Origin of the sequence: Specibacter sp. NPDC057265 (assembly GCF_042668835.1) — a bacterium.
Taxonomy (GTDB): Bacteria; Actinomycetota; Actinomycetes; order Actinomycetales; family Micrococcaceae; genus Specibacter.
On the sequence record NZ_JBHUYE010000005.1, the window covers coordinates 19,790 to 41,432 of the forward strand.

Annotated in this window: 21 protein-coding genes and 1 riboswitch; of the genes, 11 read left to right on the plus strand and 10 right to left on the minus strand. The window is 65.8% G+C overall.

Features of this window, described 5'->3' with window-relative positions:
* Positions 1 to 2: 2 nt before the first annotated feature.
* From ACFUCV_RS05265 to ACFUCV_RS05285, 5 genes are all read right to left on the minus strand, one after another.
* Positions 3 to 1,460 carry an aminotransferase class V-fold PLP-dependent enzyme gene (locus tag ACFUCV_RS05265; RefSeq protein WP_380812867.1) on the minus strand — a complete coding sequence of 486 codons (1,458 nt, stop codon included), beginning with the start codon at positions 1,458 to 1,460 and terminating at the stop codon, positions 3 to 5.
* Between the two features lie 39 nt (positions 1,461 to 1,499).
* Positions 1,500 to 1,613, minus strand: a riboswitch (SAM riboswitch).
* Between the two features lie 85 nt (positions 1,614 to 1,698).
* Complete coding sequence (gene hisN, locus ACFUCV_RS05270; RefSeq protein WP_380812869.1) at positions 1,699 to 2,514, minus strand: histidinol-phosphatase; 816 nt, start codon at positions 2,512 to 2,514, stop codon at positions 1,699 to 1,701.
* Positions 2,515 to 2,575: 61 nt separating this feature from the next.
* The gene (rsgA, locus tag ACFUCV_RS05275) at positions 2,576 to 3,694 is read right to left on the minus strand and encodes a ribosome small subunit-dependent GTPase A (RefSeq protein WP_380812872.1); all 1,119 of its coding nucleotides are present in this window, start codon (positions 3,692 to 3,694) and stop codon (positions 2,576 to 2,578) included.
* A gap of 2 nt (positions 3,695 to 3,696) precedes the next feature.
* Positions 3,697 to 5,037, minus strand: a complete 1,341-nt coding sequence (gene aroA, locus ACFUCV_RS05280) for a 3-phosphoshikimate 1-carboxyvinyltransferase (RefSeq protein WP_380812875.1) — start codon at positions 5,035 to 5,037, stop codon at positions 3,697 to 3,699.
* Positions 5,038 to 5,043: 6 nt separating this feature from the next.
* A complete protein-coding gene (locus tag ACFUCV_RS05285; RefSeq protein WP_380812877.1) occupies positions 5,044 to 5,559 on the minus strand; it encodes a DoxX family membrane protein in 516 nt (171 codons plus the stop codon).
* 196 nt (positions 5,560 to 5,755) lie between these two features.
* Here ACFUCV_RS05285 and ACFUCV_RS05290 point away from each other — a divergent pair, with 196 nt between their 5' ends.
* Both ACFUCV_RS05290 and rsrA read left to right on the plus strand, forming a co-directional pair.
* The gene (locus ACFUCV_RS05290) at positions 5,756 to 6,517 is read left to right on the plus strand and encodes a sigma-70 family RNA polymerase sigma factor (RefSeq protein ID WP_380812880.1); all 762 of its coding nucleotides are present in this window, start codon (positions 5,756 to 5,758) and stop codon (positions 6,515 to 6,517) included.
* A 2-nt stretch (positions 6,518 to 6,519) separates the two neighbouring features.
* Positions 6,520 to 6,777 (plus strand): mycothiol system anti-sigma-R factor, encoded by a 258-nt coding sequence (gene rsrA / locus ACFUCV_RS05295; protein WP_380812883.1) that lies wholly within the window; start codon positions 6,520 to 6,522, stop codon positions 6,775 to 6,777.
* Positions 6,778 to 6,783: 6 nt separating this feature from the next.
* Here the strand turns inward: rsrA and ACFUCV_RS05300 are convergent, their stop codons facing one another.
* The 4 genes from ACFUCV_RS05300 to ACFUCV_RS05315 form a co-directional block, all read right to left on the minus strand.
* The gene (locus ACFUCV_RS05300) at positions 6,784 to 7,395 is read right to left on the minus strand and encodes a group III truncated hemoglobin (RefSeq protein WP_380812886.1); all 612 of its coding nucleotides are present in this window, start codon (positions 7,393 to 7,395) and stop codon (positions 6,784 to 6,786) included.
* Positions 7,396 to 7,487: 92 nt separating this feature from the next.
* Positions 7,488 to 7,562, minus strand: a complete 75-nt coding sequence (locus tag ACFUCV_RS05305) for a 50S ribosomal protein bL37 (protein ID WP_370739471.1) — start codon at positions 7,560 to 7,562, stop codon at positions 7,488 to 7,490.
* An 89-nt stretch (positions 7,563 to 7,651) separates the two neighbouring features.
* Positions 7,652 to 8,251, minus strand: coding sequence for a GDSL-type esterase/lipase family protein (locus ACFUCV_RS05310; protein ID WP_380812889.1), 600 nt, complete (start codon positions 8,249 to 8,251; stop codon positions 7,652 to 7,654).
* 91 nt (positions 8,252 to 8,342) lie between these two features.
* Entirely contained in the window at positions 8,343 to 12,137 is a 3,795-nt protein-coding gene (locus ACFUCV_RS05315) for a multifunctional oxoglutarate decarboxylase/oxoglutarate dehydrogenase thiamine pyrophosphate-binding subunit/dihydrolipoyllysine-residue succinyltransferase subunit (protein WP_380812893.1), read from the minus strand.
* 337 nt (positions 12,138 to 12,474) lie between these two features.
* Here ACFUCV_RS05315 and ACFUCV_RS05320 point away from each other — a divergent pair, with 337 nt between their 5' ends.
* The 9 genes from ACFUCV_RS05320 to ACFUCV_RS05360 all read left to right on the plus strand — a co-directional run bounded on the left by ACFUCV_RS05320 (position 12,475) and on the right by ACFUCV_RS05360 (position 21,194).
* A complete protein-coding gene (locus ACFUCV_RS05320; protein ID WP_380812896.1) occupies positions 12,475 to 13,974 on the plus strand; it encodes a GuaB1 family IMP dehydrogenase-related protein in 1,500 nt (499 codons plus the stop codon).
* Positions 13,975 to 14,089: 115 nt separating this feature from the next.
* Positions 14,090 to 14,641, plus strand: coding sequence for a gluconokinase (locus ACFUCV_RS05325; RefSeq protein ID WP_380812899.1), 552 nt, complete (start codon positions 14,090 to 14,092; stop codon positions 14,639 to 14,641).
* A gap of 2 nt (positions 14,642 to 14,643) precedes the next feature.
* Complete coding sequence (soxR, locus tag ACFUCV_RS05330) at positions 14,644 to 15,159, plus strand: redox-sensitive transcriptional activator SoxR (RefSeq protein ID WP_380812902.1); 516 nt, start codon at positions 14,644 to 14,646, stop codon at positions 15,157 to 15,159.
* 81 nt (positions 15,160 to 15,240) lie between these two features.
* Complete coding sequence (locus tag ACFUCV_RS05335) at positions 15,241 to 15,771, plus strand: flavin reductase family protein (RefSeq protein WP_380812905.1); 531 nt, start codon at positions 15,241 to 15,243, stop codon at positions 15,769 to 15,771.
* Positions 15,772 to 16,070: 299 nt separating this feature from the next.
* Positions 16,071 to 17,390, plus strand: coding sequence for a hemolysin family protein (locus ACFUCV_RS05340; protein WP_380812908.1), 1,320 nt, complete (start codon positions 16,071 to 16,073; stop codon positions 17,388 to 17,390).
* Positions 17,387 to 18,445: a hemolysin family protein gene (locus ACFUCV_RS05345; protein WP_380812911.1), complete on the plus strand. Its 1,059-nt coding sequence runs from the start codon at positions 17,387 to 17,389 to the stop codon at positions 18,443 to 18,445. Before ACFUCV_RS05340 ends, ACFUCV_RS05345 begins: the two co-directional genes overlap by 4 nt.
* Positions 18,446 to 18,520: 75 nt before the next feature.
* Positions 18,521 to 19,474 (plus strand): metal ABC transporter solute-binding protein, Zn/Mn family, encoded by a 954-nt coding sequence (locus ACFUCV_RS05350; RefSeq protein WP_380812913.1) that lies wholly within the window; start codon positions 18,521 to 18,523, stop codon positions 19,472 to 19,474.
* Positions 19,471 to 20,301, plus strand: coding sequence for a metal ABC transporter ATP-binding protein (locus ACFUCV_RS05355; protein ID WP_380812916.1), 831 nt, complete (start codon positions 19,471 to 19,473; stop codon positions 20,299 to 20,301). The genes ACFUCV_RS05350 and ACFUCV_RS05355 overlap by 4 nt, the downstream gene beginning before the upstream one ends.
* Positions 20,298 to 21,194, plus strand: coding sequence for a metal ABC transporter permease (locus ACFUCV_RS05360; protein ID WP_380812918.1), 897 nt, complete (start codon positions 20,298 to 20,300; stop codon positions 21,192 to 21,194). Before ACFUCV_RS05355 ends, ACFUCV_RS05360 begins: the two co-directional genes overlap by 4 nt.
* On the opposite strand, the gene ACFUCV_RS05365 is transcribed toward ACFUCV_RS05360, so the two are convergent.
* The gene (locus ACFUCV_RS05365) at positions 21,180 to 21,590 is read right to left on the minus strand and encodes a Fur family transcriptional regulator (RefSeq protein ID WP_380812921.1); all 411 of its coding nucleotides are present in this window, start codon (positions 21,588 to 21,590) and stop codon (positions 21,180 to 21,182) included. The genes ACFUCV_RS05360 and ACFUCV_RS05365 overlap by 15 nt on opposite strands.
* Between the last annotated feature and the right edge of the window lie 53 nt (positions 21,591 to 21,643).

Below are 21,643 nucleotides of genomic sequence, written 5' to 3' on the forward strand. Positions count from 1 at the left end.
CTTTAGTGCGCTTCAACCATACCCGCACCGCTTCCGCCCTGGCCGGTGGAGCAGGGGGCGGCGCCGGCCGTGCCGGGTGTGTTGGGCGCCCAAGCCGGGAACCGGCGTTCATCGTTTACCGGGATCCAGCGGCCCGCGTCCACCTCATAATCCCAGCCCAGCCCGTCCCGCAGCAGCGCTGCGACGCCGTCAATGAGCCGCTGGGCATCCTCCAGCCTTGAGCCCACCCCGAAGCTGGCGCGCAGGGATCCGGCCGGCAGCCCCAGCCGTTTGAGCAGGGGGTGCGCGCAGAACCTTCCGTCGCGTACGCCCACGCCGTGTTCGGCCGCCAGATAGGCGGCCACCAGGCCGGCGTCGTAGCCGGTGACCGAGAAGTTGACCACGCCAATGCTGCCGCAGCCGGGGTGGCTCTGTGAATCGGGGAACATCCTGTGGACGGTGGCCCCCGGCAGCGCCGCCAACCCCGCCACCAGGTGGGCGCGCAGCAGGGATTCATGCTCCGCCCACTGCCCGGGATCCAGGGCGCCCAGCACGCTGGCGGCCTTGGCCAGCGTGGCGGCGCCCAAAACATTGGGGGAGCCGGCCTCATGCCTGGCCGGACCGTGGGTCCACTGGGTCGATTCGAGCCGGACTTCCTTCACGGCGCCGCCGCCGGCCAAATGCGGTGCCCCGGCGTCGAGCCAATCGGGGCGGCCCAGCAGGACCCCTGCTCCGAAGGGGGCATAGAGTTTGTGGCCGGAAAACGCCAGGTAGTCTATGCCGCTGGCCTGGACATCAATCCGGCGGTGCGGGGCCAGCTGGGCGGCGTCGACCACAATGCGGGCCCCATGCCGGTGCGCCAGGGCGGCCAGTTCGGCAACGGGCAGCACCTCCCCGGTGACGTTGGAGGCCCCCGTGACGGCCAGCAGCAGCACATTTCCGGCGCGCAGGGCGGTTTCCACCCGGGCCAGGGTGGCTGCCAGGGAATCGCCTGCCACCACCGCGCGGTGCGGCAGGCCCTGCCAGGGCAGCAGGTTCGCGTGGTGCTCAATGTCCAGGTACAACACCTCGCCGTGGGCATTGGAACGGCCCGCCAGATGGCCATTGCGCGCCAGGATGCTGGCCACGCACCCGGCCAGCAGGTTCAGCGAATCAGTGGTGTTGCGGGTGAAGATGACGGTGTCGTCGGGGCGGGCGCCCACAAAGTCGGCCACAATGGTGCGGGCATTTTCATACAGGGAGGTGCTTACCTGGGAGGCGAATCCGGCGCCGCGGTGGACGCTGGCGTAATAGGGCAACACCTCGTTCAAGTGGTCCGCGACTTCCGCCACCGCCGGCGCCGAGGCCGCATAGTCCAAGTTGGCGTAACGGATGCTGCCGCCGTGGATCAGGGGCGCCAGCAAATCATGTCCCACCACCGGCAACAACGGCGAGTCCGCCAGCGTGCCGGCCAGGGTTTTTTCCAAAAGGGCATGGCTCATGGGTGTTTCCTTCTCACCAAAGGACCCCAAGGGCGTAGGAGTCCGCGCTTGCCATCACCGAATGGTCATGGCCAGGTCGTCACCCGGGGCACCCCGCCGCGAAAGGAGGGTTGCCGGCCAGCAAACCGGGGTTTAGCGCTGGCACTCGTGACCTATGCCCAAAAGAGTAGCCCAAGTTCCCCGCCGGGGAAACTTGTTACGAACGTTGACGTGGCGCCACCGCGCCGGGAACGCGCAGCTAGTTCAACAAATCATCCCAGGCGGGGTTCAAACGCTGCAGCACCTCACGGTGCAGGATGGAGTTGGTGGCCAGCGCGTTGCCGCCAAAAGGACCGTCGGCGCCCTCAAGGGAGGTGAAACGGCCCCCCGCCTCCTGCACTATGGGAACCAGCGCCGCCATGTCATAAAGGTTCAATTCAGGTTCGCAGGCAATGTCCACGCTGCCTTCGGCCACCATGCAGTAGGACCAGAAGTCCCCGTAGGCGCGGGTTCGCCAAACGTCATCGGTGAGGGAGATGAAGTCGTCCCGGTTCCCGCGTTCGGCCCAGCCGGTCAGCGAGGAATAGGACAGGGAGGCGTCCTTGAGTTCGGCCACATTGGAAACGCGGATGCGCGTGGCGGCGGCCAGGGACTTGCCCATGTACGCCCCGGTTCCCTGGGCGGCCCACCAGCGCTTGCCCAGGGCAGGGGCGCTGACCAGGCCCACCACAGGCACCCCGTCCTCCACGAGGGCGATGAGGGTGGCCCACACGGGCACGCCGCGCACAAAGTTCTTGGTCCCGTCAATGGGGTCAATGATCCAGCGCCGCGAACCATGCCCGCTGCTGCCAAACTCTTCCCCCAACACCGCATCCCGTGGCCGCACCCTGGCCAGCTGGCTGCGGATGGATTCCTCCGCGGCCTTGTCGGCGTCCGTTACCGGGGTCAGATCCGGCTTGGTCTCCACGGCCAAATCCAGGGCCCTGAACCGGGACATGGTCAGGGAATCGACGCTGTCTGCCAAAACGTGGGCCAGGCGGAGATCGTCATTGTACGTCTGAGGTGCGCAGGTCATGTGTTCACGCTACCGCGCTTTGCCGCCAATGCCCGGCAGGGCGCGGTGGCGCCACGGGCCGTTAATCAATGGTTCCCAGTTCCTTGGCCTCCGCGCGGCCCTCGGTGCGGTCGCTGGTGCCCAGCAGCCGGCGCAGGGAGGCCAGGCGCGCCGGTCCGGCGTCGCCGGCGTTGCCCTGCTCCACATAGGGGTCCAGACCGCAATTGACGGCCACGCTGTCATGCTTGCAGCCGCGCTCGCAGCCGTCGGTGCCGGGCTGCAGATCGGGGAAGGCCTGCAGGATCCTGTCCGCGTTGACGTGGGCCAGGCCAAAGGAGCGGATGCCGGGGGTGTCGATGATCCACGATCCCGGCAGCCCGTTTTTCAGCTGCAGGGCCAACGCCGAGGAGGAGGTGTGCCGGCCGCGGCCGGTGACGGCATTGACGCCGCCGGTGGCGCGCCGGGATCCGGTGAGGGCATTGACCATGGTGGATTTTCCCACGCCTGAATGCCCCACCATGACCGAGACCTTGCCGTCCAAATGGCCGTGCAGCTGCTCCACGGCGCCACCGGCCAGGAGGGCGGAGTCGCCGTCGTCGCTGCGGGCGTCAATGCCTGAGGCGCCGTCGGTGGCCGTGCGGCTGATGATCACGGTCATGTCCAGGTGCTCGTAATTGGCCAGCAGCTCCGCGGGGTCCTTGATGTCGGTCTTGGTGATCAGCAGCAGCGGGGCTATGCCGGCGTCGTAGGCGGCCACCAGCGCCCTGTCAATGAAACCGGTGCGCGGTTCGGGGTTGGCGGCCGCCACGACAATCACCAGCTGCTCGGCGTTGGCCACCACCACGCGCTCCACCGGGTCGGTGTCGTCGGCGCTGCGGCGCAGCAGGGTGCGGCGGTCCTGAACCCGGACCAGCCGGGCCAGGGTGTCGGGTTTGCCGCTGACGTCCCCCACCAGGGCCACAAAGTCACCGGCCACCACCGGGTTGCGGCGCAGTTCCCTGGCGCGGGCGGCCACCAGGATCCGCTCGGTGGGCAGGTCCTCATCCACAATGGCCGTGTAGCGCCCGCGGTCCACGGTGACAATGCGCCCAATGACTGCATCGTCATGGGCCGGGCGGTCCTTGGTGCGTGGCCGGCTGCCCTTTTTGTTGGCCCGCACGCGGACATTGGACTCGTCCCAGTTGCTGTAATCCTTTGCCATCTTTAAGCCTTGGCTTCCACCGCCGCGGACCCTTGCTCCTGGGCCGACGGCTGCTGCGTCTGCGCCATCATGGCTGCCCACAGGGCAGGAAATTCAGGCATGGTCTTGGCGGTGGTGGCAATGTTCTCCACTTCAATCCCGGGCACCGCCAGTCCCAAAATGGCGCCGGCGGTGGCCATGCGGTGGTCGTGGTAGCTGTGGAAGACGCCGCCGTGCAGGGGGGCGGGGGTGATGATCAGGCCATCGGGTGTTTCCTGAACCGCGCCGCCCAGGGCATTGATTTCAGCCACCAGCGCCGCCAGCCGGTCGGTCTCGTGCCCGCGCAGATGGGCAATGCCGCGCAGCCGCGAGGGAGCCTCCGCCAAGGCGCACAGGGCGGCAACCGTGGGGGCCAGCTCGGAGCTGTCGGCCAGGTCCACCCCGTGAATGTGTGTGCCGCCGGTGACGCTCAGCACGCCGTCCTCCAGTGTCACAGTTGCCCCGAACTGCGGCAGGATCTGGCGCCACTTGTCACCCACCTGGGTGGTGTTGGCCGGCCAGTTGGGGATGCGCACGGTGCCCCTGGTGGCCAGGGCTGCGGCCAAAAACGGTCCGGCGTTGGACAGGTCCTGCTCCAGGGAAACGTCAAAGGCGGCAATGCGTGCCGGCTCCACCACCCAGTGGCCGGGCGTGGAATCGTCAACGGTGACGCCCAGTGAGCGCAGGATTTCCACAGTCATCTTGATGTGGTCGGGGCTGGGCACAGACTCGCCGCTGTGTTCCAGATGCAGGCCGTTGCTGAAGCGGCTTGCCACCAGCAGCAGGGCAGAGATGAACTGCGAGGAGCCGCCGGCGTCAATTTTGACGTGCCCGCCGGCCACACTTCCGGTGCCGTGGACAGTGAAAGGCAAAAACCCGTCACCGCCGCCGTCCACCGCGACTTCCAGCCCTGCCAGCCCTGCCAGCAGGGGCGCCATGGGGCGCACCAGTGCGGCGGGATCGCCGTGGAAGCCCACCGGCCCGTTGACCAGTGCCGCCAGCGGCGGAACAAAACGCATGACAGTGCCGGCCAGGCCGCAGTCCACCTGCACGCCTGTGGCCACCTGGCCGGCCGGCAGCGGGGTGACCAGCAGGTCGGGGACGCCGCCGCTGCCGGGGACCTCCACAATGACAGCACCCAAGGCCCGCAGCGCCTTGATCATCAGGGTTGAATCGCGTGACTGCAACGGCGCGCGCAGGCGGGATTCGCCGTCGGCAATGGCGGCCAGGATCAAATACCTGTTGGTCAGCGACTTGGACGCCGGGATGGTGACGGTGGCGTCCAAGGGTGTTGCGGCGAAGGGTGCGGGCCAGTGGGAGGTCATGGGGAATTACTGTCCTGTCACATCGTGGGCGAGCGCGCGGACCTGCTTGTCCGCGTTCCGCAACTGCTTTTTGGTGGTCTTGCGCCCGGTCTCAATCAGCTTCCCGGCGCGCCAGGCCAGACCCGGACGGCCGGCGGTGTCGACGCTGGCCAACAACGCCCCACCCAGCAGGCCAATGTTCTTGGTGAGCTGGTGGCGCCGGTGTGAACGGTTTTCGCTGGTCCCGGCATCCGCACTGCGGTATTCCACCACGGTGGTCAGGCCGGCTGTGAGGGCCAGGGCCACCGCGGCCGTGCGGGAAGACTTGCCCAGTGCCAGAAGGAGGCCGGCGCCAAGCTGCGTGCCGGCAATGACGCGTGCCAAAGTCTTCTCGCTGGCGGCAACAGGCAGAGCCTGGCTCAGCGGCCGCAGCACCGGGGCCAGCTGCGCGGCTGTCTGATCCACATGCCGCAGCCGGTCAACGCCGGAAATGATGAATGAGGAGGCCAACATGGGACGGGCAAGGACGCGGACAATTGACAAGAGAATCTCCTTCAATAGGTGCAGGATGGTGCCGGAAACCTTCCTCCCGGCCCAGGAACGGCCGGTGGGAGGCTCATGCTGCTTCCAAGTCTCCCACGATTTGCCAAGCTGGCCATGTAGCCATTTGGGGCGTGTGCGGAATAGCTTTCGGCATGGCGGTGTTTGCATCAGTAGTGCCACGTCAAGAAAGGTTCAAATGCAGACTCTCAGCCCCACGGCAGCCCCGGAATCCGGGCTGTCGCTGCAACTGAGCATAGACTCGACTGTGATGAACACTTCCGAGCCCAGGCAAACCATCCACCCCGAAGCGGAGGCCGGCACTGCCGCCGTGGTGACGGACGTTGCCGATGTTGATGTTGCCAATGAATCCCCCACCGCCCGCCGGGCCCGTTTTGAACGTGACGCCATGGTCTACGTGGACCAGCTGTATTCGGCCGCCATGCGCATGGCCCGCAATCCCAGCGACGCCGAGGACCTGGTCCAGGAGGCGTACACCAAGGCGTTTTCGGCTTTTCATCAATACAAGCCGGGCACGAACCTCAAGGCCTGGCTGTACCGGATCCTCACCAACACCTACATCAACCTGTACCGCAAGCGCCAGCGCGAACCGTTGCAGTCCAACGCCGATTCCGTGGAGGATTGGCAGCTGGCACGGGCGGAATCACATACCTCGCGGGGTTTGCGCTCGGCTGAGGCCGATGCCCTGGACCACCTGCCTGATTCGGATGTGAAGAAGGCCCTGCAGGGCATTCCGGAGGAATTCCGGCTTGCCGTGTACTTTGCCGACGTGGAGGGATTTGCCTACAAGGAAATCTCGGAGATCATGAACACCCCCATTGGCACCGTCATGTCACGGCTGCACCGGGGACGAAAACTATTGCGGGAAATGTTGGCGGATTACGCCGTGGAACGCGGGTATCTCAAGGATGCCGAGCCAACAACTGAAACGGAGAAATAACCATGGGCGACTGCCAAACCTTGGGCGACTGCAACGATGAACGCATTGTCCGCATTTACGAATACCTGGACGGGGCACTGTCCCGGGAGGACCTGGGTGAGATCAAGACGCACCTGGACAACTGCACTGACTGCTCGGGCGAATACGACCTTGAGTGCGTCATCCGCTCCGTGGTGAAGCGTTCCTGCAAGGAAGCGGCGCCGGAGACCCTCAAGGCCGCCATTCTGGCCCGCCTGCACGGCGACTCGGTGGCCGTGTAACGCAGCTCAGCTGCCTGGCCGCCGGCCTGCTTCGGGCTGCCGCATGCCAATGGTGTGCAGCGCACCGGCGGGCCGGCCATTGACCCTGCGATGCAGGGAACCGGCAATTTGGTGGGCCTGGACCTTGGCCAGTTCGGCCTTCTCCCCGGCAAACAGCTCATCAACGGTGGCCGTCCACAATTGCAGCCAGCGGTTGAAGGACGCCGCATCCAGGGGCGATTTGGCAGCAATGGCAAGATGCACCGCCAGGGCGTTGCGGCGGTAGAGCCCGACCTTGAACAAGACCGTCTGCCAGAAGTCCGCCATGATGGGCAGGTGCCGCGGCAAATCCAGCTGCACCACCTCGGTAAAGACAGGCCCAATGAGTTCGTCCCGGAAGGCGCGGCGGTAGAAGGCCTCCACCAGCATGATGATGTCCCCGCGCCCGGTGATGTCCCCGTGCCCGGTGATGTCCCCGTGCCCGGTGATGTCCCCGTGCCCGGCGATGTCCCCGTGCCCGGCGTGCCTTGCGGCTGTGCCGCTTCTTGGCGCGTAGGGGGCCAGGGCCGACGCCGTCCTGCCGCCGGGCTGCGGATAGGGCTGCGTGCTGCCGCCGTCCGTGCCGTTGTGCTGGCTCATCGCTTTCCATCCTTTTTTCGGCAAGTGCCGCCGGGTGCGCAAAAACCCGTCCTGCCGGTGGGCGGAACGGGCTTTGGCTCGTGCATCAAGACTTACGTGTTGGGACGCTTACCGTGGTTAGCGCCGCCCTTTTTACGATCCCGACGCTTGCGTGAACGCTTCGACATAGCTGCCTCCAATCATTACAAAAAAGATCTTCAAAACCGATCCTCATCTAGTTTCGCATAAGTGGCACATGCGCACCTAACTGAAGCCCCTAGGCGCCCTCGGGAATCTCCAGCCACTGGTACCAGCCGCGGTGCAGCACCAGCCACGCCATCAGCCCGTACCCCGCCTGGCCGGGGGAGCCGGCGTTCGCGGCGACGTCATTGCGCCACTGCTCGTGGTTTTGCAGGGGTGCGAAGGTGTCAACATAGTGGTGCTTGCGGCGGGTGGTGACATCGGCGAAGGCCGCGTTGAGTTCGGCCAGTTTGCGGTTCAGGGCCGGGTCCAGCGAGGGTGGCGGACCCACCACAAAGACGGGAATGTTCAGCTGCGTGGCGCCGTCGAGGATATTGGCCAGGTTCAGCCGGCTGCGCGCCGTGGACAGCCCGTAGTCAATGTCCCGGCCGGACAGGCCAATGACCAGGCGGTTTTCGTGGAAGTCGTCAAAACGGCGTCCAGCCTCGTTCAGCCAGCGTCCTGCCAACGCCTCGGTGCCTTCACGCGGGGAAGCCAGCACAAATGGCTCAATGCTGACGCCCTCAGCGGACGTCCTGGCCAGCACCCGGCCCAGCCAGCCCAGCGCGCGGGGATCGCCCACGCCGGCCACCAGCTCGTCCCCAACAGCCACAATACGCACTTCCCGTTTCTCCACCGCGTCCTCTTCCTAATTCCACGTATCAAATGTCCAGCCATGAAATAAAAGATGCCCGGCCTGACGTTGCAGACCGGGCATCAGTATGGTTTTAGCTGCGATCAAACGCCTGCTTGACCAACAACGTTTGCTCCACGGCATGGTTCTTGGCCGAACCCGTCGCAGTGGCGGCCGAGGCCGGGCGTGAAACGCGGCCCAGCTTCTTCTCCAGTTCGGGCGCCAGGTTCAGGCCCATGTACGGCCACGGTCCCTGGTTTGCCGGCTCGTCCTGGGCCCACACCACGTCCGCGTTGGGGTACTTGGCCAGCTCGGCCTTGATCTCCTCCAGCGGCAGCGGGTACAGCTGCTCCACGCGGACAATGGCCACCTTGTCATCTTCGGCCTTGTCACGGGCCGCCAACAGATCGTAGTACAACCGGCCCGAGACCAACAACACCCGCTCCACGGCGTTGTTTGCCAGCGCCGCATGTTCGCCAATGACGGTGCGGAAACCACCCTGGGTGAAGTCCTCCACCGCGGACGCCGCCGCCTTCAAACGCAACAGCTGCTTCGGAGTGAAGATCACCAAGGGCTTGCGCGGACGCAGGTACGCCTGGCGGCGCAGCAGGTGGAAGTGCGAGGCGGGCGTGGTGGGGTTGGCCACGATCATGTTCTCTTCAGCGCACATCTGCATGAAGCGCTCAATGCGGGCCGAGGAGTGGTCGGGACCCTGGCCCTCGTAGCCGTGCGGCAGCATGAGCACCAGCGAGGAACGCTGTCCCCACTTCTGCTCGGCGGAGGAAATGAACTCGTCAATGACTGTCTGGGCACCGTTGACGAAGTCGCCGAACTGGGCTTCCCAGACCACCAGGGCGTCGGGACGCTCCACGGAGTAGCCGTATTCAAAGGCCATGGCGGCGTATTCGCTCAGCAGCGAATCATAGATCCACAGTTTTCCCTGGTCTTCGCTGAGCTCACCCAGCGGGGTCCAGACATTGCCGTTTTCACGGTCGTGGAACACTGCGTGGCGCTGCACGAAGGTGCCGCGGCGGGAATCCTGCCCGGCCATCCGCACCGGCACGCCTTCCATGAGCAGCGAACCATAGGCCGCCAGCTCGCCAAAGCCCCAGTCAATGCCGCCTTCACGGGACATCACGGCCCGCTTTTCCAGCAGCGGCTTGAGCTTGTGGTGGACTTCAAAGCCCTCGGGGATGTTCAAGTGGGCGTCGCCAATGTGCGCCAGGGTGTCGGCGCTGATGGCTGTCACCTGCGGGTTGTTGACCCCGCTGTCGGCCTGCTGCGAGGCGGGCCGCTCCAGATCCGAAATGGACTGCGCATCCCGGGTCACGATCGGGATGGGGGAGGTTTGGGCTGCATGCGTTTCAGCAAACACCCGTTCCAGCCGCTCCTGGTAGTCGCGCAGCAGCTGCGTGGCTTCCTCCTCCGTGATGTCGCCGCGGCCAATGAGGGCCTCGGTGTAGAGCCGGCGCACGGAACGCTTGGCCTCGATCAAGTTGTACATCAGCGGCTGGGTCATCGAGGGGTCGTCACCCTCGTTGTGGCCGCGGCGGCGGTAGCACACCAGGTCAATGACAACGTCCTTGCGGAAGCGCTGCTGGAACTGGTACGCCAGCTGGGCGGCGCGGACCACCGCTTCCGGGTCGTCGCCGTTGACGTGGAACACGGGGGCCTGGATCATCTTGGCCACGTCGGTGGAGTACACCGAGGAACGCGAGGACGACGGCGCCGTGGTGAAGCCAACCTGGTTGTTCACCACCACGTGGATGGTGCCGCCGGTGCGGTAGCCGCGCAGCTGGGACAGGTTCAGCGTCTCAGCCACCACGCCCTGGCCGGCGAAGGCGGCGTCGCCGTGGACCATGATGGGCAGCACGGGGAAGTTCTCGCCCTGGTCCAGGCGGTCCTGCTTGGCGCGCACAATGCCTTCGAGCACGCCGTCCACGGCCTCCAGGTGGGAGGGGTTCGCGGCCAGGTAGACCTTGGTCTGGTTGCCGGCGTCGGACGTGAAGGTGCCTTCGGTGCCCAGGTGGTACTTGACGTCGCCGGAGCCCTGGACACTGCGTGAATCCTGGGTGCCCTCAAATTCGCGGAAGACCTGGGCGTAGGTCTTGCCGGCAATGTTGGTGAGCACGTTCAGGCGGCCGCGGTGGGCCATGCCAATGGCCACCTCGTCGAGGCCGTCGTCGGCGGCGTCGGAAATGACCGAGTCCAGCAGCGGAATCAGGGATTCGCCGCCTTCCAGGGAGAAGCGCTTCTGGCCCACGAACTTGGTCTGCAAAAAGGTCTCGAAGGCCTCTGCGGCATTGAGCTTGGAGACAATGCGCAGCTGCTCTTCGCGGCTGGGCTTGGAGTAGGGGTGCTCGAGCTCGTTTTGGAACCATTCGCGCTGTTCCGGCTCCTGAATGTGCATGTATTCCACACCCGTGGTGCGGCAGTAGGCGTCACGGAGCACACCCAGGATGTCCCGCAGCGGCAGCTTCTGCTTGCCGCCAAAACCACCTGTGGGCCATTCGCGGTCCAGGTCCCACAGGCTCAGCCCATAGGTCAGCACGTCCAGGTCGGGGTGCTTGCGCTGGACGAATTCCAGCGGATCGGTGTCGGCCATCAAGTGGCCACGCACGCGGTAGGAGTGGATGAGCTGCTGGATCCGGGCGACCTTGTTGATTTCATCGGCCGGGTCCACCTGCTGGTCAACGCTCCAGCGCACGGGCTCGTACGGGATGCGCAGGGACTCAAAAATCTCGTCGTAGAAGTTCTCCGCACCAAGCAGCAGCTGGTGGATCTTCTTCAGGAACTCCCCGGAGCCGGCACCCTGGATCACCCGGTGATCGTAGGTGGAGGTCAGGGTCAGGATTTTGGAGACGGCATTGTGGGCAATGATCTTGGGGCTGGCGCCCTGGTACTCGGCCGGGTAGTCCAGGGAACCGACACCAATGATGGCCGCCTGGCCCTTGGACAGGCGCGGCACGGAGTGCACGGTGCCAATGCCGCCGGGGTTGGTCAGCGAAACCGTGGTGCCTGAATGGTCGTCGGCCGTGAGCTTGCCGGCACGGGCACGCTTGATCAAGTCTTCGTAGGTATGCCAGAACTCGGCGAAGTTCATGGTCTCGGCACGCTTGATGTTCGGCACCATGAGCAGGCGCGTGCCGTCGGGCTTGGGCATGTCAATGGCAATGCCGAAGTTCACATGCGGCGGCTGGACGGCGGCGGGCTTGCCGTCCACCTCTTCGTAGTACACGTTCATGGACGGGAAGGCGGCCAGCGCCCTGATCACGGCGTAGCCGATCAAGTGCGTAAAGGAGACCTTGCCGCCGCGGGCGCGGGCCAGATTGGAGTTGATGACCAGGCGGTTGTCAATGAGCAGCTTGGCCGGGATGGCGCGCACGCTGGTGGCTGTGGGCACTTCCAGGCTGGTGACCATATTGGCGGCAATGGCCTTGGCAGGCCCGCGCAAAATGGACTTCACGGCCTCTTCGGGAACCGACTTGTCCTTGGCGGTCTTGGGCAGCTGGGCCGGAATGGGGGTGGTGCCGGTGCGGGCGGCATCCTTGGCCGGGGCCGGCGGACGCGGGGCTGCCGGCGCCTTCGGAGCCGTGGCGGGAGCCGCCGGGGCGGCGGCGGGCTTTGCCGGCGTCGAAGCTGCTGCGGGGGCGGCAGCCTGGGCCGGGGCGGGCACTACCGGAATCTGGGCTGTGACAGGGGCGGGGTCCGCTGCGGCGGCGTGGCGGCCATTGCCGGCCGCGTCGTCGGCGGCAAAGCCCTCAAACAACGGCCACCATTTGGTGTCCACGGAGTTCTTGTTCCCTTTGTAGCGCTCATACAGTTCATCGACTAACCACTCGTTGCCGCCAAATTCTTCGGGTAGACGGTGGATGGATTGCTCTGGCACGTGTATTACGCCTCTTCCATGAGTTCTTGTTGCCCGTTGTGCAGTTTTGCGTTCACACGCACCCAAATCCGGCGGAGGCGTGAATCCTGCTACCTTGCACAGCCTAATCAGTTGGTCGGGGCCAACACACCCCGTCCCTTACGGCAAGTCTAGTAAGCTCCCGGGCCTGGAGGCCAATCAATCGTGCGGCGCGCCCCGGCTTGATCAACATTGTGTCCGGATTTGCGGCCAATTGCGCCACGGGCGCAGTCGGCGGCGCTGGTTAGACTCGTACAGCCGGGCAGCGGGCCCGCCCCGACCGGGTCCAAGGTGGACCCACGCCAGCCAGGAGAGTGCCATGCGTTTTCTCAACCAGCCCGTCACGGATTTAACCTACTCGGATGTGTTTTTGGTGCCCTCGCGCTCCACTGTCACCTCGCGGCTGCACGTTGACCTGTCCAGTGGCGACGGCACCGGCACCACCATTCCCCTGGTCGTGGCCAACATGACGGCGGTTTCCGGCAAGCGGATGGCCGAGACGGTGGCCCGCCGTGGCGGGATGGCTGTCCTACCGCAGGACGTGCCCGTGGAGGTGCTGCGGCAGGTGGTGGAGTGGGTGAAGATGCGCGATGCGCTTTTTGAAACGCCGCTGCTGATGTCCCCGGAAAACACTGTCCTTGACGCCACGCATTTAATGGACAAGCGCTCCCACGGTGCGGTGGTGGTGGTGGCGGGCAACAGCTTTGCGGGTGTGGTGCGCGGCTCCGATTGTGCCGGCGTGGACAGGTTCTCCTCCCTGGCCGCGGTCATGCGCGCCAATGCCTTGACGCTGGATGCGGCACCCTTTGATGCCATTCGTGCGCTGGCCGACGCCGGGGAACTGGACTTCGCGGCCGCCAAGGCACGCACCGACGCGGCCCTGCGTGCAGCCTTTGCCGTTTTGGACGCAGCCGGGACCGACTACGCGCCGGTGCTGCGCGGCAGGGAGGTGGTGGGCGTCCTGACCCGGGCCGGGGCCCTGCGCTCCACGATCTACCAGCCTGCCCTGGACGCGGACGGCCGGCTGCGTGTGGGCGCTGCCCTGGGCATTAACGGGGACGTGGCCGCCAAGGGTGCAGCCCTGTTGGACTGTGGGGTGGACGCCCTGGTGGTGGACACCGCCCATGGACACCAGGAGGGCATGGTGCAGGCGCTGCGTGCCGTACGGACCCTCTCGCCGGGCGTTCCGGTGGCTGCCGGCAATGTTGTCAGCGCTGACGGTGTGCGCGAGCTGGTGGCGGCCGGCGCCGACATCATCAAGGTGGGTGTGGGGCCCGGCGCCATGTGCACCACGCGCATGATGACGGCGGTGGGCAGGCCACAGTTTTCGGCGGTGCTGGAATGTTCGACGGCGGCGGCCGGGCTCGGTGCGCATGTCTGGGCCGACGGGGGTGTGCGTTATCCGCGGGATGTGGCCCTGGCCCTGGCGGCGGGGGCCAGTCAGGTCATGATCGGCTCGTGGTTCGCCGGCACCTACGAAAGCCCGGGGGACCTGCATCTGGACGCCGACGGGCGCCGGTACAAGGAAAGCTTCGGCATGGCCTCGGCGCGTGCGGTGCAAAACCGCACCTTGGGCGAGGCCGCCTTTGAGCGGGCGCGAAAGGGCTTGTTTGAGGAGGGCATCTCCACCTCCAAAATGTATCTGGATCCGGCCAGGCCAGGTGTTGAGGACCTGCTGGACATGATTACCTCAGGTTTGCGCAGCTCCCTCAGCTACGCCGGTGCCGCGTCCTTGGCCGAATTCCGGGAGCGGGCCCTGGTGGGCGTGCAGTCGGCCGCCGGTTATGAGGAGGGCCGGCCGCTGCCGCAGGGCTGGTAGCGGCCGGCTCCCGCAGTGGGGCCGGGCACGCCGGCCCCCAACACCAGGGCGGGAATCCTTCGACACCGGCGGCACGTGCCGCGGCCCCGCTGTGATCTTTGCTATACAGGAAGTCATGACCAGCCTCCACACCCGCACCAGCAGGCCCGCAAACCCGCCCACCGCCACCCATGTGGTGGTGATGGGCGTTTCCGGTGCCGGGAAAAGCACCATTGGTGCCTTGATTGCCGATGCCTTGAATTTTCCCTTTGTCGACGCCGATTCCCTGCATCCGCCGGAAAACATCCGCAAAATGGCTGCGGGCACGCCGCTGAGCGATCAGGACCGCTGGCCCTGGCTGGAACTGGTGGGGCACGAGCTGGCCCAGGCGCAGGGGGACGGAATGGTGGTGGCGTGCTCGGCCCTCAAACGCAGCTACCGCGACGCCATCCGCAGGCAGGCCCCGCACACGGTTTTTCTGCACTTGAACGGTTCCCTTGAAGTGTTGGGCACCCGTCTGGAGGGCCGCTCCGGCCACTTCATGCCGCCGGCCCTGCTGGCCTCGCAGCTGGCGGCGCTTGAGCCGCTGGAAGCGGATGAAGCCGCCGTCGTGGTGGATGTGGCCGCCGGCGTGAACCACATTGTGGAGCGTGCGGTGTCAGGCATCCGCGCCGCCACCGGCGCCTAGCCATGGCGGGGGTGCATGCCGGGCAGCAGTTGAGCGTGGGCCAGGTGGCCGAGCGGGCGGGCGTGAGCGTCTCCGCGCTGCACTTTTATGAGCGGCTGGAACTCATTTTCTCCACCCGCACCTCGGGAAACCAGCGCCGCTACGAGCGATCGGTGCTGCGGCGGGTGGCGGTCATCCGGGCTGCGCAGCGCGCCGGCATTCCGCTGTCGCTGGTGGCCGAGGTGTTTGCCACCCTGCCCTCCCAGGGCGTGCCCACCCAGACTGACTGGCAGGAGCTGTCCCGGCATTGGCAGGCGGAGCTGGATATCCGCATTGCGGCCCTGGAAAAGCTGCGCGGCAGTTTGGGCGGCTGCATTGGCTGCGGCTGCCTGTCCCTGGCCGAGTGCGGCTTCGTCAACCCGGAGGACCAAAATGCCCTCAAGGGCCCCGGCGCACGTGCCTTTGACGGTTCCCTCCAAGACGTTCCCCCAAATCCTTCGCCCAACGCCTGTGAGCCGCATCATGGCCACCCCGCTTGACCTCAACTAAGGTTGAGGTCTTAGAGTCGCTTGAGGATCCCGGCCACGGCGGCGGGACGTGGCGGGAGGAAAGGCAAAACCATGACAGTGCAGATGCGGCGGGAGCCGGCCGGGCCGGGGGCATTGACCAACGGCTTCAAGGCGGCCTTTGGCGGCCATCCGGCCGGGGTGGCCATCATCACGGCCCCCTCCGCCACGGGACCGGTGGGAATCACGGCCTCATCCGTGGCGTCAGTGTCCGCCGAGCCGCCGCTGCTCGCCTTCTCCCTGGCCGCCGCCAGCGGTTCGGCCGCCGCCATTGCCGCCGCGCAGACCGTTGTGGTGCATTTGCTGACCTCGAAGGATCTGGAACTGGCACGCATCTTTGCCAGTTCCAAGAGCGAACGTTTCTCCGGCTCCATGGCGTGGACCACCCTGGAGACGGGCGAACCCCTGCTGCTCCACGGCGGCTACGCCCTGCGCTGCACCATTTTGAGCCGCACCCCCGCAGGAGGTTCACTGCTGCTGGCGGCCCAGGTGGTGGACGTTTTGGCCCCGGCGGACACGCACGCGCCCATGGTCTACCACAGCCGCACCTTCCACGCCCTGGGAGAGCACAGCAGGCTTGCCTAGGCGCCTGCGCACCTTGTCCGGGCAAGGCGCTGGGGTACACTAAAACTCCTATGGAAAGTAAATCTAGGGGCCGGCGGAACAGCCTGCGAAGCACAGTGAAATGTGCACGCAAAACTGTTGCACATGCCGGCAAACCCCGAACACATGAACCCAGCACCACCATCGCCGCGCCGGCCGCCACGGGCCAGCCCGGCGCCGACCACCCTCCGCCGGCGGCCAGGCGGGCCTTCACCGCCACGCAGGATGCGCCACTTGCCCCTGCGCCGGCCGCCAGCATGAAGCGGGGGGTGGGGTAGCGCGTGGAATGGCTTCTTTTGGCAGCCGGCCTGCTGCTCATTCTGGGCACGGGATTCTTCGTGGCCGTGGAATTTTCCCTCGTGGCCCTGGACCAGGCCTCCGTGCAGCGCGCGGTGAACCAGGGCGACCAGCGCGCCGTGCCACTGCTGCGGTGCCTCAAATCCCTCTCCACCCAGCTTTCCAGCTGCCAGCTGGGCATCACCTTGACCACCCTGCTCACCGGCTTCCTCATGGAACCGTCGCTGGGCGCACTGCTTGCCACACCCGTGGCCGCGGTGGGGATCCCCGCGGCAGCCGCCAAGGGCGTTGCCCTGGCCATTGCCATGGTGCTGGCCACCCTGCTGTCGATGTTGATTGGTGAGCTGGTGCCCAAAAACATGGCCATTGCCAAGGCCTTCGAAATTGGCAAAATGGTGGCCCGGCCGCAACTGCTTTTTACTGCCATCTTCAAGCCCGCCATTGTGGTGTTGAATGGTTTTTCCAACAAGGTGTTGAACGTCTTTGGCATGGAAGCCAAGGAAGAGATTTCCGGGGCCCGTTCGCCGTCGGAACTGGCCTCCCTGGTGCGCCGCTCCGCCGCCATGGGCACCCTGGATGAGGGCACTGCGACCTTTATTGCCCGCACTTTGAGTTTTTCCGCCCGCACCGCCGCCGACGTCATGACCCCGCGCATGCGCGTGGAAACCATTGAGAGCACCAGATCCGTGGCCCACATCATTGACATTGCCCGGCGCACGGGTTTTTCACGCTTTCCCGTCATTGGGGAGTCGGCCGATCAAGTCCTCGGCGTGGTGCACTTGAAAAGCGCCGTTTCCATCCCCTTCCACAAACGCGAGGGCATTGAAGTGGGCGCCATCATGACCGAGGTCCTGCGGGTTCCGGAAACCGTCCATCTCGATGCCTTGATTTTGGAGCTCCGCGAGGGGAATCTGCAGATGGCAGTGGTGCAGGACGAATACGGTGGCACCGCCGGCGTCACGACCCTGGAGGACCTGGTGGAGGAAATTGTGGGGGAGGTCTCCGATGAGCATGACCGGGTCAAGCCCGGAATTCTGCTCACTGCCGACGGGACCTGGTATTTCCCGGGTCTGATGCGCCCCGATGAGGTCTCTGAACGCATTGGCGCGCTGAATGTTCCGGACGAGGCCGGCTATGAAACCCTGGGCGGTTTCATGATGGCCGAGCTGGGCCGCATAGCAGTGGTGGGGGACACCGTGGCGGTGGAGGGTGGCCTGCTGGTGGTGGACCGGGTGGAACGGCGCCGGGTCGATAGAATCCGCTTCATTCCCGCCGCACCGGATCCGGCAGGGGAAGCGCAATGAGCGCCGGAGCCGGAATTGCCTGGCTGGTGGTGCTGCTGCTGGGCAACGCCTTCTTTGTGGCTGCGGAATTTGCCGTCATGAGCGCCCGGCGGAGCCAAATCGAACCCCTGGCCGATGCCGGTTCCAAACGGGCCAGGATCACCCTCGGGGCGATGGAAAACGTCTCCCTGATGCTGGCCTGTTCCCAGCTGGGCATCACGGTGTGTTCGCTGTTGATCTTGAACGTTTCCGAACCCGCCATCCACCACCTGCTGGAAGGGCCGCTGCATGCCGTGGGCCTGGCCGAGGGCGTGGCGGGACCGCTGGCCTTTGTGGTGACGCTTGCGCTGGTGACCTTTCTGCACGTGACCTTTGGGGAGATGGTGCCCAAAAACATGAGCGTCTCCGCCGCGGACAAGGCAGCCCTGCTGCTGGCTCCGCCCCTGGTGCTGGTGGGCAAGCTGGTGCGCCCGGTGATTGTGGCCCTGAACTGGAGCGCCAACCACCTGGTGCGCTGCTTTGGGATCACGCCCCAGGATGAGGTCTCCTCCAGCTACACCCTGGAGGAGGTGCAGTCCATTGTGGAGGAATCCACCCGCAGCGGCCTGGTGGATGACCAGACGGGACTCATCACAGGGGCGCTGGAGTTCTCTTCGCAGACCGCGCGCGGGGTGATGGTGCCCTTGTCGGAGCTGGTGACGCTGCCCACCAGCGCCACGCCCGTGGACTTTGAGCACAAGGTGGGCAAAACGGGCTTTTCCCGCTTTGTCTTCGCCGATGACCAGAGCACCCTGCTGGGGTACCTGCACTTGAAGGATGTGCTGCGCATTCCGCGGGAGCGCTACCAGCTGCCCATTGGGGAGGGCCGGGTGCGCTCCATGGTGAACTTGTTGGCCACGGAGGAAATTGAGGACGTGCTGGCCACCATGCAGGCCACCGGCACCCACATGGCGCGGGTCATTGACGAGCAGGGCAGCACCCTGGGCGCCTTGTTCCTGGAGGACGTCATTGAACAGCTGGTGGGTGAGATCCGTGACGCCACGCAGACAAACATCCAGGACCGGCGTCGATCTTGATGCGAACCATTCCCAATATCAGCTATGCTGGTTCTCTTGGTAACAATTCTCATTAGCAACCTTCTAAGGAACCGCATGCTTTTTCCGCGCCGGATCTCTTTTCCCCTGGCGGCAGCCGCAGCTGCCGCGTTGACGCTCTCCGCCTGTGCCCCGGGCGGTACGGCGGCCGAGGGCGGTGCCGGCGCCCCGGACACCATCTCCGTGGTGGCGGCGACCAATGTTTACGGCTCCATTGCCCAGCAGGTGGGCGGCAGCCACGTGTCCGTGCACTCGATCATTTCCCAATCTGGTGCCGATCCCCACGGCTATGAGGCCAATGCCCAGGACAAGCTGGCGGTGTCCAAAGCCGATTTGGGCATTGAAAACGGTGGCGGTTATGACGATTTCTTCGGCCAGCTGGCCAAGGGCCAGGTGGATGACGCCAACGTCATCAATGTCAGTGAGCTCTCCGGCCTGGAGGCGGACTCCGGGGCGGGGGAGGAGTTCAACGAGCACCTCTGGTACTCGCTGCCCACCATGGGCAAACTGGCTGATGAGCTGGCCGGCCGCTTCAGCGCCGCACAGCCGGAACAGGCTGCGGATTTCGCTGCGTCGGCCGCTGCCTTTAAGGAAAAGCTGGCAGCACTGCAGTCCCGCCTGGATGCGCTGGCGCAGCTGCACCGGGACCAGCCGGCGGCCGTGACCGAGCCGGTGCCGCTGTACCTGCTCGAAGCGGCGGGCTTGAGCAACCAGACCCCTGAGGAGTTTACGGAGGCGGTGGAGGACGGCAGCGACGTTCCCGCCCCGGTGCTCAAACAGACCCTGGAACTCATGCGCTCGGAGGGGCTGGGCGTGCTTGCCTACAACGCCCAGACCAGCAGCGCCCAGACCGAAGAGGTCAAGGCCGCAGCCGTGGCCGCCGGCGTCCCGGTGGTGGACTTTGCCGAGACCATGCCGGACGGGCATGACTATGTGCAGTGGATGGACGCCAACACCACGGCACTGGAACAAGCCCTTGGGCAGGCACCGCAGGCGGCGTCCGGACAGTGACCACCCCCGTCATCAGCCTCAAGCGCGCCGCCTTGAAATACGGCAGCCGCACCCTCTGGCAGGACCTTAACCTCCAGGTGCAGGCCGGCGAATTTCTGGCCGTGCTTGGCGCCAACGGCAGCGGCAAGACGTCGCTGCTGAAGGTGCTGCTGGGCCTGGCCCCCTTGAGCTCCGGGCAGGTGATGCTCGACGGCGTCCCCGCCAGACGCGGCAGCCGCACCATTGGCTACGTCCCCCAGCAAAAAACCCTGGCACCGGAGCTGGCCCTGCGGGCACGTGATCTGGTGGGCCTGGGGCTGGACGGCCACAAATGGGGTTTCCGGCTGCGCGGGCGCAGCCACCGCGCCCGGGTCGATGAACTCCTGGCCCAGGTGGGCGCCGAGGACTACGGCCACATTCCGGTGGGCATGCTGTCCGGCGGCGAGCAGCAACGCCTGCGCGTGGCCCAGGCCCTTGCCGGCAATCCCCAGGCGCTGCTCTGTGATGAGCCGCTGCTGTCCCTGGACTTGAACCACCAAAAGGCAGTCAGTGCCCTGGTGGGCCGGCAGGCCAGGGAAAACAATACGGCGGTGGTCTTTGTCACCCATGAGATCAACCCCATCCTGGAACACGTGGACCGGGTGCTGTACCTCGCCGGCGGCCGTTTCACCATGGGCACCCCGGAGGAAGTCATGCAAACCTCGGTGCTTTCCAGGCTCTACGGCACCGATGTCGAGGTGCTGCACCTCAACGGCAGGATGGTGGTGGTGGGCCGCCCCGACACGGTGGTTGACGGCCACAGCTTCGATGAAGGCCACGCCCTGCTGCACGGCGGGGGTGTGCGGTGAACTGGGCGGATATTTTCGGTGCCGTCCTGGACTTCTCCAACTACGGGCAGCTGCTGCCGCTGTTCCGGGACACCCTCATTGCCGGGGCCATCCTGGGCCTGGTGGGCGGGCTCGTCGGCACCTTTGTCATGATGCGGGATTTGGCTTTTGCAGTCCACGGGATCGCCGAGCTGTCCTTTGCCGGGGCCGCCTTTGCCCTGCTCATTGGCGCCGACGTGATCTTCGGGTCCCTGGTCGGTTCGGTGCTGGCGGCCCTGCTGCTGGGCGCCATGGGTGTGCGGGCCAGGGAGAAAAACTCCGTCATTGGCGTCATCATGCCCTTTGGGCTGGGGCTGGGGATCCTGTTCCTCTCGCTTTACGAGGGGCGCTCGGCGAACAAGTTTGGCTTGTTGACGGGGCAGATTGTTTCAGTGGATTCCACCCAGCTCTCTGTTTTGGCCGGCACGGCGCTGGTGGTGGTGGCGGGGCTGGCCTTGATTTGGCGGCCGCTGACCTTTGCCAGCGTGGATCCGGACATTGCCACCGCGCGCGGCGTTCCGGTGCGGACGCTGTCGCTGGCCTTCATGTTTTTGCTGGGGATCGCCGTGGCGCTTTCCATCCAGGTGGTGGGTGCGCTGCTGGTGCTGGCCCTGCTCATCACCCCTGCGGCCGCGGCGCTGCAGGTCACGGCGGCACCCCGGATGGTGGTTGCGCTGAGCGTGGCCTTCGCCATGATTTCCACCGTGGGCGGGATCATGCTGGCTTTGGGCGGCAGCATCCCCATCAGCCCCTACGTGACCACCCTGTCCTTCACCATTTATGTGCTGGCCCGGGTGGCGGGATCGTGGCGGCGGCGCCGCGGCTGGGCCGCGCGGCCCGGCACTGCGGTGGCAGCGCAGCTAGGCGCGGGCTGAGCATTCCGGGCAGAGGCCGTAAATCTCCACCGTGTGCTGGACCTGGGTAAAGCCGTTGGCCTGGGCAATCTTGGCCGCCCAGCTCTCCACGGCCGGGGCCTGCACCTCCACTGTCTTGCCGCACTCGCGGCACAGCAGGTGGTGGTGGTGGTTGGTGGCCGAGCACCGGCGGTAGACGGCTTCGCCCTCACCATTGCGCAGGGTGTCCACCAGTCCTTCCTCGGCGAGGGAGGCCAGGATCCGGTATGTGGTGGCCAGGGAGACCCTGGTGCCCTGCGCATGCAGCAGGCGGTGCAGCTCCTGGGTGCTGACAAAGTCATCCAGGGTGTCCAGCGCGGCGCTGATGGCAAGGCGCTGTTTGGTGACCCGCTGCTGACTGACAGGCGCATCCGCCATGTCCACTACCTTCCCTCCTGCAGAGTATTCCAATGGACCAGCCTAGCGCACCC